Consider the following 18,554-nt stretch of genomic DNA (forward strand, 5'->3'; position numbering starts at 1 on the left):
TTTTTGAAAATTCAGCTCAGATACCCTTTTTGCAAGAGTCACTAATGGATGGAATTGAGTTATTTCAACAGATTTTCAAACGTAAACCTACGCTATTTGTCCCCGGAAATGGAATTTACCATCCTCAATTTAATGATACCTTGGCAAAAGGAGGTGTAAAGTTTATTAATGCGCAGCTTTTTGTAGATGTACCTGATGGTAAAGGTGGGATGAGAAAAAGCTTTTTCCGAAATGGGAAGAAGCTTAATACTGGTATTCAATATTATGCAAGAAATTGTGCCTTTGAACCAACCGCAGGTGGGTATAATGGTATTGAGAATACAATAGAACAAATTGAAGCTTCCTTTAGGTGGAAGAAGCCAGCCATAATAAGCACTCACAGAGTTAATTTTATTGGTGCATTAGATCCATTAAATAGAGAAAAAGGGCTGGACGAACTTGGTAAGTTATTAAAAGAGATCATCCTAAGATGGCCTGAAGTAGAGTTTATGTCTTCAAAAGAAGCAATGAAAGTTGTCTGTAATAGCCAATGATCTAATTTTATATTTAGTCATTTCAACTGTTTATTTAGCACTAATACTAAAGATTTGAAAAAAATTGTATTTATAAATCAGGCTACAGGTTATTTAACGATTGATATATTGAATGAATTTGCTCAAAGATTTAACGATGTAGCCTTAATAACCGGCAGTGTTCGCGTACAGGATGATGAATTGAATTCAAAAATTAAAGTTTCTAAAGTTGTTAAATACAACAGAGGGAGCAATCTTAAAAAAGCATCTTCATGGATTTTAGGTACCATACAAATATACCTATTGCTCTTGTTCAAATACAGAGGTTATGAAAAGGTATTCTTCACAATACCTCCTACAGCCTATTTATTGCCATTAACAGGTAGGCGTTTCTCAATTATTATCTACGATTTATATCCGGATGCTTTGAAAATTAACGGCTTTAAGTCTGATAGTTGGTTATATAGGTGGTGGATCAGAAGAAATCAACGAATTTTTCCAAAGGCATATAAAGTTTATACACTTAGTGATAATATGAAAGACCTCGTATTGAACTATGCAGAAAACGTCAATGTTGAAGTCATTCCAAATTGGTCGGCATTTTCAAATTACAAACCAATTAAAAAAGAGGAGAATAGTTTATTGTTAGAGAATTCATTGCATGATAAATTTATAGTTCAGTATTCCGGAAATATTGGAGCAACTCATAATGTTGAGGTGATAATAGAATTAGCCGATAAATTAAGAGGTCATAAAAATATAGTTTTCCAGATAATTGGAAGAGGAGTTAGAACAGAAACAATTGCTGAAATGATTGATCAAAAGCAGTTGGATAATTGTTCTTTATTGCCTTTCAGACCCGATGAAGTGTTATATGAATCGCTATGCTCTGCAAGTTTGGCTATTGTGACACTTGATGACAGAACAGCGGATGTGAGTGTGCCCAGTAAAACATATAACTTAATGTCAGCTGGAGTTCCGATTATGGCAATTGCTGTGAGTAGCTCATCCTTAGCTAATATAATCTCAGAATTTGAATTGGGAGAGGCTTTTGAAAAAGATGAAATAGATGGAATGAGTGAATTTATTCTTAATCTTTTGAATAATCAGTCTTACTTAAAGGAATTGCGACATAATTCATTTAAGGCGTCTAATAGCTTTTCAAAGGCCAATGCATCCAGGTATTTAAATAGTTACTTGTCAAATTAATAGAACAGTTATGATGGTTTTTCTAAAAAGAAGTATGTATCTGCTTTATTATCTAAAAAATGCAGATAGGGGTGTTATGCGCAGATTTTTAAAGTATGCTGTTGAAACGTCAAAGCTGAGTCGAAGAATTATTTTACTGGATATGTTGAAGTCTGTTTACAGGTATAATATTTCAATTCAAGATTACTTTTATTTTCGTTTTTTTGAGATTAGTGAAGTGGATAGGAAAAAATGGGCAGGCACTGGATTTATGTATGAATATCAAAAAGTGATGAATCCTAAAGAAACCAGATCCGTTCTTGAAGACAAAATTCAATTTCTAAAGCACTACCATTCTTTTGTTCGTCGAAAATACTTGACTTATAGTGAAGCATTAAAGGATAGAAATAACCTGGAACAGTTACTCAATAATGGTTCTGGTAAACTGGTTCTTAAGGGATCCCTTGGTCAGGTAGGAGCCGAGGTAAGTGTTATAAAGTGTGAGGACTTTACTGCCGAATCACTTTTGCTTCATATGAAAAAGAATAGATTTGATCTTATCGAAGAGTTTGTTGTGCAACATTCAGCGCTTATGCAATTATCATCATCTGGTTTAAATACAATACGCATTTTTTCTCAAGTTCATAATGGTAAGTTTTATGTGCTTGGGGCACGGTTAAGGATTACTGTTAATTCTGCCGTAGATAATATGGCTGCAGGCAACCTTGCAGCACCTGTAAATATCAATGATGGTATTGTAGATGGCCCTGGTGTGTATAGTGACATAACAAAAGAGGATGTTGATATTCATCCTGTTACCGGAATTTCAATCAAGGGATTTAAAATTCCTTTTTGGGAAGAATCACTTAATATGGTAAAAGAAGCAGCTTTGTATAGCTCAGATAATAAGTCGATCGGATGGGACGTGGCCATTGGTCAGGAAGGACCCGAACTGATTGAGGGGAATCATAATTGGTGTAAATTACTGTGGCAACTTCCTGTTAAGAAAGGCTTGAAATCTGAATTGCTAAAGTATGTATAGTTTAATGAGTTGCCCTTCTCGTATAACTTGGGATTTTATGTAAATAATATTGATTGCGCTGTATGTCATTTCTTCTTATAAGAAGCGACAGAATGTTTTAGTTTGCACAAGTCAATTAAGATAAGAGGATATCCAAAAAATGGGTATCCTTTTTTTATTCGCATAATCAGTAGAGATGAATAAAATAATAGGGTTTGTTTTGTTTCTTGCTGTATTCTGAATTCATACATGAAAAGTAACTACTTAATTAGTACAGGGCATACTGGAAAAATATTATCAATTTTACCTTTTAGCCATCCTATTGAAATAAAGCATGAACCTCCTTCTTAAGGGACTTTGAAGATAGGTGCACAAAACAATTAGTTGTATAGAAGATCCATCATAACTTTTTTTGGGCAATATGCAGTATATAACTGCGTTTGTCATATTAGAAGAAGTGCGTAGCAGGCGATGAATTGAGGTTGATTATGGTTTTTTAAGCGGTGAACGGCAGAAAGTTAAATACTATTAAATTGACTTCATTTGTAACCTAAGGTTTATGTCTTCGTAGTAGAAAAGTGTATGTTTGTCACTTGATAATGTATTTTTATCAAATAAATTTGCAAACAAAAAATGCCATTGGGTGTAAACCCAACGTGTTGAAAGGGGATAATTTTAATAGAGTCAATAACGGCTTAATAAAATAACAGATGAAAGAGGCGATTTTATTTTTTATGCTGACCGTGTGCAGTGTAACTTGGGCGCAAAACAAGTATTATGTGGCTCCGAATGGTAACGACAGTAATCCTGGAACAATTGATAGGCCATGGAAAACCTGGGGTAAAGGATTTAATGCTTCTCTGTCGCGAGGAGATACAGTATTTTTTAGAGGGGGAGTATATATGAAAGACCTCTCAGAAGGAGAAGATGGCTGGTACTATCCTAATAGATCGAGCAATGGGACCGGATATAAAATAGGCTCCAGTGGTGTAGCAGGTAATCTAATTGTATTTACAAACTATCCTGGCGAAGAACCAATTCTTGATTGTAATAATGTTGTACCAAAAAGTAATTTACATTACGGTATTCGAATGGGGCAGGCAAGCTATATTAAGCTTAAGGGATTAACAATCAGAAATGTTTGGTCCGTGAAAGGTGGTATTGGAGGACGTTCTGTTGAGTGCACCGGTATGACAATGGGTAATAGTGGTAATGTTATTGAAAATTGTAAAGTCTATAATATTCACGGAATTGGTTATAAAATTGAGGGTGCCAGAGAAGGACGGGTAATTAATTCTGATGCATGGAATTGTTGTGACTCGCTAGCCGTCGGAGTGCAATTACCGGGTGAAAGAGGAACAGGATTTTCTCAAGGTAATATGTCCGCATTAGATGGATCAACGTATTTTTATGGTTGTCGCGCTTGGAATTGCTCTGACCAGGGATTCTCAACCTATGATGTAGGGTTTGTTGAGTACAAGGAATGTTGGGCCTTTAATAATGGTGATTTAGAAGCAGACGGTACTGGTTTTAAGCTTGGTTTTACTGCAAATGTGGGAGGATTAAGTGGTAATAAGCGCAATGTAGAAAATTGCATTGCTGCGTATAACAAAATGGCTGGTTTTAACCAAAATGCAAATGGACGTGAGACAATTCCAATGCGATTGCACAATAACGTTGCTTATCGAAATGGTTATGGAGGTTCGGGTACGGGAGGTTTTGGATATATTTTCTTTAAAACATCTGGTACAGCGACTCAGGAGCGAAATCAAATTCTTCGCAACAATATAGGTTATGCCAATGAAGTGAAAGATTTTCATTTAGGAACAGGTGCTGTTGTTACACATGATCATAATAGCTGGGATCAATCTTTATCAATTTCTGATAGTGACTTTATGCAAGTGGATGCCAGTGTGCCTTCAGGATCCAGTGCAACTAAATACTCTGCGATTCTGGCAGCGCCTCGTAAATCAGATGGCTCATTACCTGATATTGATTTTCTTAAGCCCACGACTAGCTCAAGAGTGTTAGATAGGGGTACCGATGTCGGGTTGATATTTTATGGAGAAGCTCCTGATTTAGGTTATTGGCAGTATGACCCTGATGACTCATCATCGATATTTGAATTGGTTAAGTCGTCACCTGATTTGACAATTGACTTATTTGCTATTGAGTTTAATGGAGAAGGGTCTCAGATCACTGATATTCTGGTAAAAGATGAACGGGGCAGAATTGTGCTTTCAGAAGGATATTCTACTCGGGAGGGGCTGAATAAAGTGGTTCTGGATCTATCACCTCTTCGTTCAGGTAATTATGATGTTGAGCTGAGCAATGGCAGTAAGATTCTAAAAACTGCAGTCTATAAACAACAATATTTTTAGATATTAACGAACTATTATTCAAAGAAAGGGTAGAGGCAATCATCATGCACTACCCTTTTTGTATTATTGGAACTTTCTTATCCGTGTCAATTAATTCAATGTTTAGATTGTTGTCCGTAAGCAAAAACGCAATGGGATTTTCATCGAAGGCTTTACCAGGTTCAGGTGTGCCTAATTAGTCGACAACCTTTGTTGCATAATAAATCAATTTCAGATTTACGTTACCAACTTTTATACAGAGGTGATGGAGGTCACCACCTCTCAATAACTATAGTCAATTCTATTTATAATACTTACTGCTGTAGCTATAATTGTTATAGGCCCGTTGAGTAACAGGTAAATCATTTAGTAACAGGCACAAGTTGTTGATAGATTGAATCTTTGGGTCCCTAAGTAAGTTCGTCAACATTGGCTTGGGTGTTTGGTTGTGTCGTGTTACCAGGATGTTAATATCACTGTAACGACTCAATAATACAGCGTCGGTCACCAAACCAATAGGAGGTGAGTCAATAATAATAATCTCATACAGTTTTTTTAACTCATTAATTAATAGAGCTGCATGTTCTCCGGCAATAAGCTCCGCAGGGTTTGGTGGAATTTCTACCGATGTGATGACTTCCATACGGTGAATCTTACTGCTATGTATCAAATTGCTCGTATTGTTTAAGTTGTGGTGCGCTAAAAAAGAACTGAGACCATAACCATTATTTTCAATGTTCATTAGTTTATGAATGGTTGGGCGACGCATATCAAAATCGATAATCACTGTTTTTTTCCCTAGTTGAGCATACGAAATAGCCAGGTTGATAGCGCTTAAGCTTTTTCCTTCATTAGGCAGGCCAGAAGTAACCAATATACATTTTGGGTTATCTGGGATAGGGAAGAAGTCCAGTGAAGTTCTAATCGAGCGTACTGACTCAGAGAGAAGAGTATGAGGGCTGTCATTATCGATCATCAGGTTGCTTTTTAAATGAGGTATAACACCAATAATCGGATGTGTAGTCATGCTCAACAAGTCATCTTTATCAAGTATCTTGTTGTTGGTATAAATGGCTAAAAATATAATGATAAAAGGAATAAATATGCCAATGAGTATAACCAAAATACCAAGTTGTTTTGGATTTGGTTGTGTTTGCCTGATTAACCTTGCAGGTTCAATAATTTCATTGTCAGGTGTATTAGATGCTTTGGCAAGTTGAGCTTCAGACCGTCGCTCCATCAAGTATGTGTGCATTCGGTCTGTTGATTGAAATTTCTGTTCAATATCGAGCGAAACCTGTTCTTTTTGAGGAAGCTTTCTTATCTCCGAACTTAGCTGAATTAGCCGGCGGTTGACATCATCAAGGTCTTCCTGGGTCGATACGATATTACTTTTTGCTTGTTGCAAAATAGTTTGCTTTTGGCCATCAATTTGCCTGTTGATCCTTGATATAGTGGGATTACCTTCTTTTGAATTAAACTGAAGACTTTGCTTATCCGCATTCATCACAGCCAACTCACTTACCAATTGTTCAACAATAATGTTTTCTACTCCTTGGACAGATGGAGGTAATAGATTAAGAATATTTTGGTTGCTTTCAAGAAAGTTTTCAAGGTATTTATAATAATCAAGTTGACGTGTGATTATATTTTTCTCGACTTCAAGTGCTTCCGTTTTATCAATGATCATTTGCCCTTGCATCGAGATGTCCATCATTTCGTTACGTGAACGAAAATTCTCGAGCATATTTTTAGTCATGTTTAATGAGTCACTAATGTCAATTAACTGACTTTCAATAAATTGAATGGTATTGATCGCAATTTGATTTTTCTTCTCTAACGTATAGGCTACAGAGTTTTCAGACAGTTTATTAATAAAGTCCATCCCTTTTTGGACATTGTTTTCAATGAGTGAAATTTCAAAGATGGAAGCATCAGTAGTTATATCAGAAATAATAATTTTCTTCTGATAGTACACAATCAGTTGTTCCAAAGGATTGATTTGAAAACTGAACGTGAGGTCAGTAAGATCTATCTGTTGCGTTGTCTCTTTAGGTATAATACTAAATGAGAGGTTGTCAATCTTAATTTGTTCGAAAAACTTATGTTTTTTGGATAAACTTTCTCCTTTACTTCTGCTAATGATAAACTCATCTTTGGAGACAAACTCAATGTCGTATTTGACATCAGGTAATTGAATACCACTTGTATCCAGTTTAATGTAAAATGGGCTTCTTTTGTATATTTCAACTTCCTTAAAAGCATCTTTTTTGAAATAGCTAATTGTAAAATCAAGTTGTTTGAGTGTTTTTTCAATCTGTTGTGAAGATTTTAGGATAATTAGCTGGTTTTCAACATTACTATTAGAACCAAGGTTGATCCCCGGTAACGCGGCTTCGGTTGAACCAATTGCAGGAGTCTGTTCCTGCTCATCAGAGATTAATAGTTTAGAGCTGATCTGAAATTTTGGAACAGTAGATTTATAGATGAAATAAGCACTGGTTAACGAAATAGCAAGAAATATGGGCAAATAATACCAATAGTGAAGTGCTCTGTAAAATATTTTAGACAGGTTTACCGGTGTTTCTATAAATTTATTTTCTTCAATCATCTTGCATCCAGATTTATCAGCTGTCAAAATTCGTTATGTAGAAAGTATACAACAATAGGGTTGTATTAATTAATGTTAGAACAAGCGTTATAGGAATTGAGCTTAGTTCCGTAGATTTTAATCTTCGAGGTTCAACATAAATGATGTCTCCCGGCTTCATATAGAAATAAGGGGACAACAATAGTTGATCATCAAGCATATTAAGGACTATCATTTGATGTTCATCACTATCCTTGCGTAACAGCCTGACTTTTTTCTTATTGGCAAAATCGGTTGCATCGCCTGCAAGGCTGATTGCCTCCAGAATGTTTATTTCTTCATCATATAGAGGGTAACGGCCAGGAACACGAACCTCACCCAGTACGGTGACATTATCATTTAATAGCTTAACAGTCACACTGCTTTCCTCAATATAGTTTGAGACAACCTCCTGTATTTTATCCCTTACCTCATCAAGTGTCAATCCGGCAACTGGTATAGAACCAATAAAGGGAAATTGAATGGAGCCATCTTGCTCAACGCGGTAGCCAACAAGGCTTGCAGCCATCGGATTGTCAATTCGTGTTGTAAATCCGCTCTCATTATTTAAAAAGGATGATGTACGTTCATCCAGACTATTTACCATGATATACAGGTTGTCATTAGGTTTTACGGTATAAGGAACTTTATCAGAGGAATACATGTTTTCAATTTCTTTTAGTTCCTTAGCAATTTCGCCCTGCAGGTAAATGGATTTTTTTAATGGAACACAAGAGGTGAAAAAAAGAAATACAGAAAAGAATAATAGATACGTGTATCTGTTTAAGGCATACATAGGATGAGTATAAATGGTTAAAGATTATATATTACAACCAAAGATACGCGTTTATGTTTTAATTTAATCTTAAAAAAAAAGGCGTTGATCAAAAAGAGTATAGGATTTTAACTAAAAAGTAGATGTCACTAAATAAACTATTTAGAGTTTAGAAGGGTAAGTTTCCATTTAAATACTAATATTGGATAAGGTGTATAAAGATTCGTGCACATTTTTAGTCTGTTAAGCCGTTGATTTTAACTGTTCGTCATAAACTTTCCGATTAGGTTTTTAATAACCTGACATTCTTGATATGATGTTTTAAATTGTATGCGATTATCGTGGAGATAAATTCATTGACCTTTGTGAGATAGGTTTATAGGAAGACAAAATGCATTAATAAAGCTGTTGATTTTATTACCTCAAATGCTGGGTAAATGAATTAGTGAACATACTAATCGTGGATAATTAAAGTATTAATGAATTGTGTAGTTATGAGATCTATACTTTTGAATGTATTTAAGGGGCGGATTGTATCACCGTGGTGGATTTTACTTATTGACATGATTATTGTTGCCAATGTGTTTGCATTGTCTTATATCATTCGGCTTCATATGTACCTCCCTGATTATTCAGTGTCTGATATGACAAATAGTGGGTTGGTAGTTTTAGCTGTCTATTTAATTACATTTATTGTTAATAGATCTTATAGGGGGATTATTCGACATAGTAATTATAGAGAATTGAAATTGATTATCAGAACATGCGCAATTGCTTTCTTGGCATTGTTGGTCTGTAATGAGGTCTTTATTTACTTAGATTTCGAATTGATAAGAGTATCCCGATTAATTCTGATCGTTCATTTTCTATTGACAGTATTGTTGACGATAGGGTTTAGAATGTTTGTAAAAGAGGTATATGTCTTTCTAACCCGAAAAGAGGTGACTGTTAATGTTATGATATATGGCGCCGGAGATATGGGGCAAATCACCATGGAAGCTATTAGTAGTGACAATGAAAACCAATACAATGTTGTTGGTTTTATTGATGATAATTCAAATAAATGGAATACTCTGCTACAGAGTCGTCAGGTGATGAGTTGGAAAAAGGCTATTAAAATCGGAAAAGATAAGCAGGTAAAGGTCATTATTTTGGCGATAAATAATCTCAGCGTAGCCCGCAAATATGAAATAAGTAAAGCGTGTAACGATAACTCATGGAAACTGATGGTTATGCCTTCGGTTAGGAATTGGGTTAACGGAATTTCCAACCAGAAACAGATTCGTGATATTCGAATTGAAGATATTCTTGGGCGCGAAGAAATTAGGCTGAATCAAGTGAGAATAATGGAAGGCTTGAATGGTCAGGTTGTGCTTGTGACCGGAGCTGCCGGATCAATTGGATCAGAGATCGTGCGATTGTTACTGCGTTTCAGCGTGAAGAAAATTATTATGCTGGATGTTGCCGAATCCGTTCTATATAATTTGCAACAGGAGCTGCTACGCTCTCACAGTGATGGGCCGTTTGAAGTAGTATTGGCAGATATCACGAATAAGAAACGAATGGAGGAAGTATTTGAAATGTACAGGCCAGATATTGTCTTTAATGCTGCTGCATATAAACATGTACCGTTAATGGAGGCATTCCCTTATGAGGCTATACGGGTAAATATCGGTGGTGCGAAAATACTTGCAGATCTGTCAGTGAAGTACAGAGTTAAAAAGTTCGTGATGATATCTACAGATAAGGCAGTTAATCCAACGAATGTCATGGGTACTTCAAAACGGATTTGTGAGATATACATTCAGGCACTGTCTCAATTGTCTAATGTATCAACTGCGTTCATAACTACTCGTTTCGGAAATGTATTGGGTTCCAATGGATCGGTTGTGCCATTGTTCAAAAAGCAAATTGAGAGTGGAGGACCAGTTACTGTCACTCATAAGGAAATAACACGTTACTTTATGACAATCCCAGAGGCCTGCCAATTAGTATTGGAAGCCGGTTTTATGGGAAAGGGTGGCGAAATATTCGTATTTGATATGGGAGAGCCCGTTAAAATAGTAGATCTTGCTACAGAGATGATACGCCTGTCTGGATTGAAACTGGATGAGGACATAAAAATTGTATTTACGGGCTTGAGACCAGGTGAAAAACTGTATGAAGAACTACTTGCCTCTAAAGAGAATAATTTACCTACCTATCATGAAAAAATAATGATTGGTAAAGTCCGACAATACGATTATCACTTCATTGATGAAAAACTTAAGGAAATGTTATTTGCTCTTAGAGTAGAGAAGGATTTACTTTTGGTTAGCCGAATGAAAGAATTGGTTCCTGAATTTAAACCTCAAAATAGCCGTTATAGAGAACTTGACAAGAAACTGGTCAGTAATCTATAGTTGATAGTGCTTTATGGTACTAAGAAAGTAAACTGTTGTTATACTTAGGTGTGTTGGTTAACGAGCTCTGTCAATAACTTTCTATCTAAACTTTATTGACAGGTCATATGATCTGGTGTCTTTGTTACTATAGATTAATAAGAAGAATTTAGAGAATCGCATTTCATGATATTATTTTGATATAACTCTTCCAACCGGTCAATTTGTTTTTGGCTGACTATCTTTTCAGGTACATCATTCTTTAGGAAAATTTGAAACAGCATAGCCTTACAAATACATTACATTTTAGGTTCTTCGGCCTATGATTATATCAAGATTCCTCGCAGTATTGTTGTTTACTAAATTCCTATTTGTAAAAGCATCGATTTTTACAAAAAAAATGAGAATAATTGTTCTTGTTTTGATAATATAGAATCATTCTAAATTGATGGATTTTGTAAAAAATTGTTGTTCAGTCATGTAGAAGAATGTGTAAACATTCTCTTTTTATCAAAAAATATTTTTATAGTCTTGATTGTTTATACTTTAGGATTCTTTCTTGCATTTCAATGCTTTTCTGTTTTTCAAAATGTTTCAGGCAAACCGCTTTAACTAATCATAATACGGCAAGAGTAGCTTTTTGACTAACGTTATATTTTCTTCCATCAAAGTCAAATTTAATGGTGTGAAGGAGGGCGTATTTGTGATGAACTATAACTATTTTAATTTTGCCTCGTAATAAATGGAGTAACACCCAAAAAATTGATTTAATGAGGCGTATTGTGATGGTGGCTATAGCCTATGTGGCTAGTGTCCTGTGTGTTTCTGCACAGGAAGTTGGAGAGCGAGCAAAGTACCAGGAACAGGGAATTTTTGATTCATCTGGAGATTCCTATTATAGATTAGATTCCATATATATATATACAGGTAATAATAGTTCTTGGAATCTGGATTCCAAGGATGAATATTCATATATCGGTCAAGAAATTAATGATATCAAAACGTTTGACTTTAACGGAGGCACATGGTCAAACTTGTCTATGACAACTTTCTCAAATATTGACCAATCAACTTGGGAAAAAGAGAAAAGTGAATGGAATCAGGTAGGATCAACCTGGAAAAAAACCTGGAAGAAGCGATACGAAAATAGCGCGGACAACGGATATCTTGATATTAATTATTCAGAATGGGCAAATAACAACTCCTGGGTAAATAATTGGAAGCAGATACAGGAGTATAGTTCATCAGGAGCGTTGTTGTCATACGAGACTACGAGATGGAATTCGATCTCAAATCAATGGGAATCTTACTGGAAGTATGAGTGTATGTACGACGGTAACGATAATTTACTCCAGGTTAATAACCAGTCATATAATAAAGAAACAAGCGCTTGGGAGGATGAGTTAGAATACATTCACGAATACCTTTCCAATAACGTGAAAACAGAAATGATAATTGACTGGGATGCTCAGGCGCAAGAATGGAATAACGTTCGCCGTGCAACTATTGATGATTCAGAAGCAAATACATCTTTAGTAATAAATGAAGTATGGAATTCTGCTTCAGATAGTTGGGTGAAGAAAAACTGTCAGACCAAGAGATTTAGTACCAATGGTGATTTAATAGAGATACAATATGAGATTTGGGATACAGGTTTGAATAATTGGGAAGCAAGCCGTATTGATCGTTTTTCATACAATGAAGATGGCTTGAAGACGGAAGAATCAATATCTTATTATGATTCTCAATCGGAAACCTGGAAGAACTACTTAAAAATGGCTTACCATTATACATTGGATGTTAGTAATGATGTAGATGATGATAAGCCAATTAATAAATTGGTTGTTTATCCAAGCCCGGCTGATTCTGAAATTTACCTAAACTTCAGTGGTGAGGCCAGACAACTGATTATTTATAGCATCGATGGCAAAGTTGTACTTGGTAGGGACAGACCAAAAGCAGGACGCCCGATAAATGTAAATGTATTACGACCTGGAGTTTATATTGCCGTTGTAATGCTGGAAACCGGACAGGCACAAGTGAAGTTTATGAAGAAATAACCATTGAGCCATCTTTGTGATCTTTAATGAGGTTAAGAAAATATTAAAATTATATTGAGCTTTTGATGTTATCTAAAAAGCTGTTTTATTGAAAAAAATAGATCATTGATCTAAAAAAAAATGCACTTGGACAAAGTATTCCCAAGTGCATTTTTTTATTGTGTAAATTTGATAAAGACCATTTAAAGATAGGAGATCACAATTTATTGATGAGGTGGTGTTAAAAATAGTATTAAAATATTCAGACTCTAGAGCATCACGTTTTACAATGAGGATATAAGATTTTAATTAAGTGTTGATGATATTAATGTGTGAAAACTTAAGTGTATGAAAGACAAGATTCGAGATTTTATTGCGGAAACTACTTTTACTGATCCAGAGATAATTAAAGATGAAACGATGATCTTTGATGAGGGGATATTTGATTCAATGGCTCTGTTGGGACTAATTAGTTTTCTTGAATCAGAATTTGGTGTGGTTGCAGAAGATGCAGATTTACAGGAAGAAAATTTTGGTAGTGTGGAGCGTATTGCTGCTTATGTGAAAAGTAAAGTGGCTGTTGCCAGTTAATAATATTGTTCTGAATTTTAATAATCAAATCCATCCCTAATTATGTGTGGAATTGTCGGTTTTGTCAATGCCGGAAGAATAAGGTCTTCACTTAATTCGAAGGAGACTATGAATCGGATGCTTAATCGTATCATTCATCGGGGACCGGATGAAATGGGTTTGTATCTTACAGATCAATGTTGCATGGGAAGTGTTCGCCTAAGTATAATTGATTTGTCAGGAGGACAACAACCATTGTGTAATGAAGATGGCAATCTATGGATTGCATACAATGGTGAAGTTTTTAACTATCCTGAATTAAGAGAAGATCTGATTAAACGTGGGCATCGACTAAAAACTAATTGCGATACTGAGGTTGTCTTACATATGTATGAAGAGTTTGGTAAAGATTGTTTATCGAAACTAAACGGTCAGTTTGCATTTAGTATATGGGATGAAAAGCGGCAAAGTCTGTTTATGGCTCGTGACAGGACGGGCATCAGGCCACTTTTTTATTCTCAGTTTGATAATCATTTTATTTATGCATCTGAGCTAAAAAGCCTACTTGAGTTTCCTTCATTCAGACCTTCACTTAATATTAAAGGGCTGAAACAGATACTTACTTTTTGGACAACATTGACACCAGAAACAGTATTTAATAATGTTTTTGAGGTCCCTCCTGGTCATTATCTGATCTATGAATCTGGTAAATTAACTATAAAGTCCTATTGGGAACTTTCATTTAACAGACAAGAGCGGTTTGCCGGCACAATTGAAGAAGCCGGGGAGGAGTTTTCTTCCTTATTTAAGGATGCAATACGATTAAGGTTACGATCTGATGTGCAAGTGGCGGCCTATTTAAGTGGCGGGCTTGATTCGAGTGTTACCACTTCATATATAAATATGGTTCAGCCTGAAGCTCTTAATACTTTTGCGATTGGTTTTCAGGAAAAGGATTTTGATGAGTCCATCTATCAAAAGGAAGTAGCGCGTTATTTTAATACGCGCCATGCTTCGGTGACTTGTAATAATTTAGACATACCAGAGCTTCTTGAGAAAGCCGTTTGGCATGCTGAAACACCATTGTTGAGAACTTCACCAATCCCGATGATGAAGCTATCACAACTGGTACATGAGAATGGGATAAAAGTTGTCATTACAGGAGAAGGAGCTGACGAAAACCTTGGTGGTTATAATGTTTTTAAAGAAGCAATTATACGACAATTTTGGGCAAAGGAACCTGATTCGCGGCTAAGACCGCTTCTTTTGCGAAAACTTTATCCATATATCCCGCAGTTACGTAATGCTCCACCTGGTATGCTCAAAATGTTCTTTGGTTATCAACTGGAAAAAACAGATTCTCCAGTATACTCGCATTTGCTTCGCTGGAAGAACAGTACCGGTCTATTAGGGCATTTATCAGCGAACCTGAAAGATGAACTTAAGGATTATGATCCGGTAAAAGAATATGCCGATCTGGTAAATAATAAATTGAGTGATTATACTTCTCTGAATAAGGCACAATATATCGAGTCTACCATATTTATGTCAGGATACCTGTTGTCTTCTCAGGGCGATCGAGTAGCGATGGCTAATTCGGTAGAAGGCAGATATCCATTTCTTGATCATCGTATCATTGAATTTTGTGCATCATTACCAGATGATTATAAAATAAAGGGTTTGAATGAGAAGTACCTGCTTAAGAAACTTATGAAGGGACGGTTGCCCGATAGCGTAGTTAGCAGGCATAAACAAGCATATAGAGCTCCGGTTGCTAATGCCTTCAAAGTAGCTAACAATGGCCTTGTTGATCATTATCTTGATGAGATAGAGATACTTAAAAATGGTGTTTTTGATTCAACTACAGTTGGGCGCTTAGTTAGTAAGTTAAAAAACGGAAATCTAATTAGTGAAGTTGATAATATGGCCTTAATAGGGCTACTGTCAACACAGATATTAATTAACCAATTTATAAATGATTATCAGCCATTAACTCAGAGTTCAATTACCGAAGGTGTGGTCAGAAACCAATAAAAAGAAAATAAAAACCAAACCTGTTGAACCTTAAAAGGTGACCAGCAGATCAATTGTTTAACTCTGGTACGAATGCAAAATTAATGATGTCAATGACTAAGTTTATTTAGTAAGTTTCGTACTGCAATTGAAAAGAAAACCTAATGATATGGAAACACTTGCAAAAGAAAAATTTACAAAGGATGTTATTAAGCTTAAGGATGTAGATGCCACCATAGAAACAATATGTTCCAAGCTTGAGAATGACGTTCATAAAGTTTTAAGACGACGGGGTGCGATAGTCGGAATAAGCGGAGGTATTGACTCTTCTGTTACACTAGCATTGGCAGCTAAAGCCTTTGGAGCTAAAAATGTAGTTGGAATAATGCTTCCTGAAAAAGATTCGGAAAGCGAAAGTAAGAAACTTGCGCTTGAGTTGGCACATAAATTTGGTGTTGAAGTTTTGGAAGAAAACATAAGCGGAGCTTTGGAAGGTTTTGCCTGCTATCAAAGACGTGATGAAGCGGTTAAAAGGGTAATTCCCGAATACAATCCGAGTACAGATAAAATGAAAATAGGCATTCCTGAAGAATTTATTAATACAGATATGCCACCGATTTTCTATTTGACTGTCATATTTAAAGATGATACAGAAAGAATTGAAAGATTGCCGATGAATGAATACCTGCAGATAGTTGCAGCATCTAATTTTAAGCAACGAAGCCGAATGAGCATGTTGTACTATCATGCGGAAGCTCGCCACTATGCTGTTATTGGTACTCCAAATAAACATGAAGTGCAACAAGGTTTCTTCGTAAAGTATGGTGACGGAGGAGCAGATGTAATGCCAATAGGTCATCTCTATAAAACGCAGGTTTACGAGTTGGCTGCGGCTCTGGGAGTTCCAAACGAAATAATTGAGCGAGTGCCAACTACAGATACATATTCAGCCGCTCAAACACAAGAAGAATTTTTCTACCAAATGCCATTTGAATCTATGGATTTAATGTGGTATGCTTGGGAAAATAAATACGATCCTAAAGAAGTGGCTGAGGTGATGGGGATGAGTAAGGAAGAAGTGTTACGAATATTTAAGAATTTAGAGCGTAAGCAAAAGACTACAAGTTATTTAAGAAGAGCACCAATTCACAGTTAAATTTACGGTTATGAATTGTGTAGATTATTTATTGACAGATCATATTGATAATGACAAGGAGTTTATTGTCGGTCGTTCTGAAACAGTTACTTTTTCAGGTTTGGCTGAAGATGTAATGAAGTTCAGCTATTGGATTGAGAAAAACATTGGGATTGGAAAAAATATAATTCTTATTTCTCCAAATGATAAACTCTTTGTCATTTCCTATTTAGCTGTTATGAAATCGGGAAATGTTGTTGTTCCTCTTAATCCGACGATTGAGAAGTCAGCCTTTCAACAGATTGTCGATAAGTGCGAAAGTGAATGTGTAATAGGGAATGTAAGGTCAATAAAACGATTGAATGTCGCTGTAGATAATTGCATTGATGGAGATGTGTTGAATAAAATCCTGATCGAAACAGAATCTAAAAAATGGGAAAATAGTGTGAGTTCAAATAATCAACTGGCACAAATTATTTTCACGTCAGGTTCTACTGCCCAGCCTAAAGGAGTGATGATTTCTCATCAAAATATTATTGCTAACACAAAATCAATCATTGAATACTTACAGCTTACGAGCAATGATATTATGGAGGTTGTATTACCTTTCTTTTATTGTTATGGGCTGTCATTATTACACACGCACCTAAAAGTTGGTGGTAGTATTGTTCTAAACAACAATTTTATTTTCCTGGGTTCAATAATTGATGATCTGAAAAAATACAAATGCACAGGATTTGCCGGAGTACCAAGTCATTTTCAAATACTATTGCGTAAATCCGACAGTTTCATTAAAGCAGATCTTCCAGACCTGAAGTATGTAACACAGGCCGGTGGGAAGTTGCATTCTGCTTTTATAGAAGAGTTTTGTCGCATAAAACCTGATACTAAGTTTTATGTGATGTATGGACAGACAGAGGCAACTGCACGCTTGTCATATTTACCACCGGAAAGGTTAAATGATAAACTCGGTTCTCTTGGAAAAGGTATTCCTGATGTGGAATTAAAAGTGGTAAATGAGAAAGGGGAGAGCATAAAAAAAGGAGAAGTTGGAGAAATAATTGCCAAAGGAGAAAATATAATGCTTGGTTATTATAAAGAACCTCAGGAAACAGCAAAGACAATTAAGAATGGTTGGCTTTATACAGGAGACCTGGCTACTATTGATGAAGATGGATTTATATTTCACTCTGCACGCAAGAAAGAAATAATTAAAGTGGGTGGCCGACGAATAAGCCCTAAAGAAGTTGAAGAGGTTATTGTCGGTATCGATGGAGTAATTGATTGTACCATTGAAGCTGCAGAAGATAGTTTACTTGGAGAAGCAATAAAAGCAACTTTGGTTATAGATAAGAGCTATTCAAATATAAATGAGCAATTTGTTAAGGAATATTGTGCTTCACAATTGTCCAGTTATAAAATACCAAAGCATGTTTCGTTTAGCAATTCAATGAATGTAAATGCCGTTGGGAAGAAAATAAAAGGACTTTAAGTTGCTTATCAGTTTATTAATGGAAGAAAAAGGTCAAGTGGTCAATTTTATTTTATCAGGTGGGGAAAACTGCGTACAATTGCCATATTAAGACAATCTGCTGATGAGAAACATTGCAATGTTGGGGACTAAATGGGGAGAGAACGCAGACTTGAGAGAATCAATACAAGATTATGTATTGAAAGTCGCAGGTCTGGGTGTTTATAATTTTATATCCCAAAACATTGTATTGGAGAATGCAAATATTCAGATATTACCAGCTCAAAAGTCTGATATTCTTCTAAAAATACGCAAGAAAAAGATACAGGCTATTGTAGATCTTAGCCCATTAAATCCAGAGCATTATTACTTGTATAATCTTAGTAACTGTTTACCTGATTCCGGTATGTATATCGGATGTAGTGTGATTAATGAAACGGGCAGCAAAGTGGCGAGAACA

At 35.6% G+C, this 18,554-nt stretch carries 13 protein-coding genes; 11 read left to right on the plus strand and 2 right to left on the minus strand.

The window, feature by feature from the left end; translation table 11 throughout:
* The 4 genes from AC4MRQ_RS18250 to AC4MRQ_RS18265 form a co-directional block, all read left to right on the plus strand.
* Nucleotides 1–533, plus strand: a 533-nt coding sequence (locus AC4MRQ_RS18250; protein WP_491199142.1) for a hypothetical protein, incomplete at its 5' end; no start/stop codon positions are given.
* A gap of 54 nt (nt 534–587) precedes the next feature.
* Complete coding sequence (locus tag AC4MRQ_RS18255; RefSeq protein ID WP_491199143.1) at nt 588–1,721, plus strand: glycosyltransferase family 4 protein; 1,134 nt, start codon at nt 588–590, stop codon at nt 1,719–1,721.
* 76 nt (nt 1,722–1,797) lie between these two features.
* Nucleotides 1,798–2,742: a sugar-transfer associated ATP-grasp domain-containing protein gene (locus tag AC4MRQ_RS18260; protein ID WP_491199144.1), complete on the plus strand. Its 945-nt coding sequence runs from the start codon at nt 1,798–1,800 to the stop codon at nt 2,740–2,742.
* Nucleotides 2,743–3,431: 689 nt separating this feature from the next.
* Complete coding sequence (locus AC4MRQ_RS18265; protein WP_491199145.1) at nt 3,432–5,102, plus strand: right-handed parallel beta-helix repeat-containing protein; 1,671 nt, start codon at nt 3,432–3,434, stop codon at nt 5,100–5,102.
* Nucleotides 5,103–5,382: 280 nt separating this feature from the next.
* On the opposite strand, the gene AC4MRQ_RS18270 is transcribed toward AC4MRQ_RS18265, so the two are convergent.
* Nucleotides 5,383–7,692 carry a polysaccharide biosynthesis tyrosine autokinase gene (locus tag AC4MRQ_RS18270; RefSeq protein ID WP_491199146.1) on the minus strand — a complete coding sequence of 770 codons (2,310 nt, stop codon included), beginning with the start codon at nt 7,690–7,692 and terminating at the stop codon, nt 5,383–5,385.
* A gap of 16 nt (nt 7,693–7,708) precedes the next feature.
* Nucleotides 7,709–8,506 (minus strand): polysaccharide biosynthesis/export family protein, encoded by a 798-nt coding sequence (locus AC4MRQ_RS18275; protein WP_491199147.1) that lies wholly within the window; start codon nt 8,504–8,506, stop codon nt 7,709–7,711.
* A 473-nt stretch (nt 8,507–8,979) separates the two neighbouring features.
* Here AC4MRQ_RS18275 and AC4MRQ_RS18280 point away from each other — a divergent pair, with 473 nt between their 5' ends.
* From AC4MRQ_RS18280 to AC4MRQ_RS18310, 7 genes are all read left to right on the plus strand, one after another.
* Nucleotides 8,980–10,887, plus strand: coding sequence for a polysaccharide biosynthesis protein (locus AC4MRQ_RS18280; protein ID WP_491199148.1), 1,908 nt, complete (start codon nt 8,980–8,982; stop codon nt 10,885–10,887).
* A 749-nt stretch (nt 10,888–11,636) separates the two neighbouring features.
* Complete coding sequence (locus AC4MRQ_RS18285) at nt 11,637–12,926, plus strand: T9SS type A sorting domain-containing protein (protein ID WP_491199149.1); 1,290 nt, start codon at nt 11,637–11,639, stop codon at nt 12,924–12,926.
* A 327-nt stretch (nt 12,927–13,253) separates the two neighbouring features.
* Complete coding sequence (locus AC4MRQ_RS18290) at nt 13,254–13,496, plus strand: acyl carrier protein (RefSeq protein WP_491199150.1); 243 nt, start codon at nt 13,254–13,256, stop codon at nt 13,494–13,496.
* A gap of 42 nt (nt 13,497–13,538) precedes the next feature.
* Nucleotides 13,539–15,509, plus strand: a complete 1,971-nt coding sequence (asnB, locus tag AC4MRQ_RS18295; RefSeq protein WP_491199151.1) for an asparagine synthase (glutamine-hydrolyzing) — start codon at nt 13,539–13,541, stop codon at nt 15,507–15,509.
* Nucleotides 15,510–15,657: 148 nt separating this feature from the next.
* A complete protein-coding gene (gene nadE, locus AC4MRQ_RS18300; RefSeq protein WP_491199152.1) occupies nt 15,658–16,644 on the plus strand; it encodes an NAD(+) synthase in 987 nt (328 codons plus the stop codon).
* A gap of 10 nt (nt 16,645–16,654) precedes the next feature.
* Entirely contained in the window at nt 16,655–18,115 is a 1,461-nt protein-coding gene (locus AC4MRQ_RS18305) for an AMP-binding protein (RefSeq protein ID WP_491199153.1), read from the plus strand.
* A gap of 103 nt (nt 18,116–18,218) precedes the next feature.
* Nucleotides 18,219–18,554: hypothetical protein (locus AC4MRQ_RS18310; RefSeq protein WP_491199154.1), on the plus strand; the 336-nt coding region annotated here is incomplete at its 3' end.

The organism is Carboxylicivirga sp. (genome assembly GCF_982718395.1).

Excerpts from the sequence above, each read along its gene's own strand:
- AC4MRQ_RS18260 (WP_491199144.1), top strand. The coding sequence starts at position 1,798 with ATGCGCAGATTTTTAAAGTATGCTGTTGAAACGTCAAAGCTGAGTCGA.
- AC4MRQ_RS18265 (WP_491199145.1), top strand. The coding sequence starts at position 3,432 with ATGAAAGAGGCGATTTTATTTTTTATGCTGACCGTGTGCAGTGTAACT.
- AC4MRQ_RS18270 (WP_491199146.1), bottom strand. The coding sequence starts at position 7,692 with ATGATTGAAGAAAATAAATTTATAGAAACACCGGTAAACCTGTCTAAA.
- AC4MRQ_RS18275 (WP_491199147.1), bottom strand. The coding sequence starts at position 8,506 with ATGTATGCCTTAAACAGATACACGTATCTATTATTCTTTTCTGTATTT.
- AC4MRQ_RS18280 (WP_491199148.1), top strand. The coding sequence starts at position 8,980 with ATGAGATCTATACTTTTGAATGTATTTAAGGGGCGGATTGTATCACCG.
- AC4MRQ_RS18285 (WP_491199149.1), top strand. The coding sequence starts at position 11,637 with ATGAGGCGTATTGTGATGGTGGCTATAGCCTATGTGGCTAGTGTCCTG.
- AC4MRQ_RS18290 (WP_491199150.1), top strand. The coding sequence starts at position 13,254 with ATGAAAGACAAGATTCGAGATTTTATTGCGGAAACTACTTTTACTGAT.
- asnB (WP_491199151.1), top strand. The coding sequence starts at position 13,539 with ATGTGTGGAATTGTCGGTTTTGTCAATGCCGGAAGAATAAGGTCTTCA.
- nadE (WP_491199152.1), top strand. The coding sequence starts at position 15,658 with ATGGAAACACTTGCAAAAGAAAAATTTACAAAGGATGTTATTAAGCTT.
- AC4MRQ_RS18305 (WP_491199153.1), top strand. The coding sequence starts at position 16,655 with ATGAATTGTGTAGATTATTTATTGACAGATCATATTGATAATGACAAG.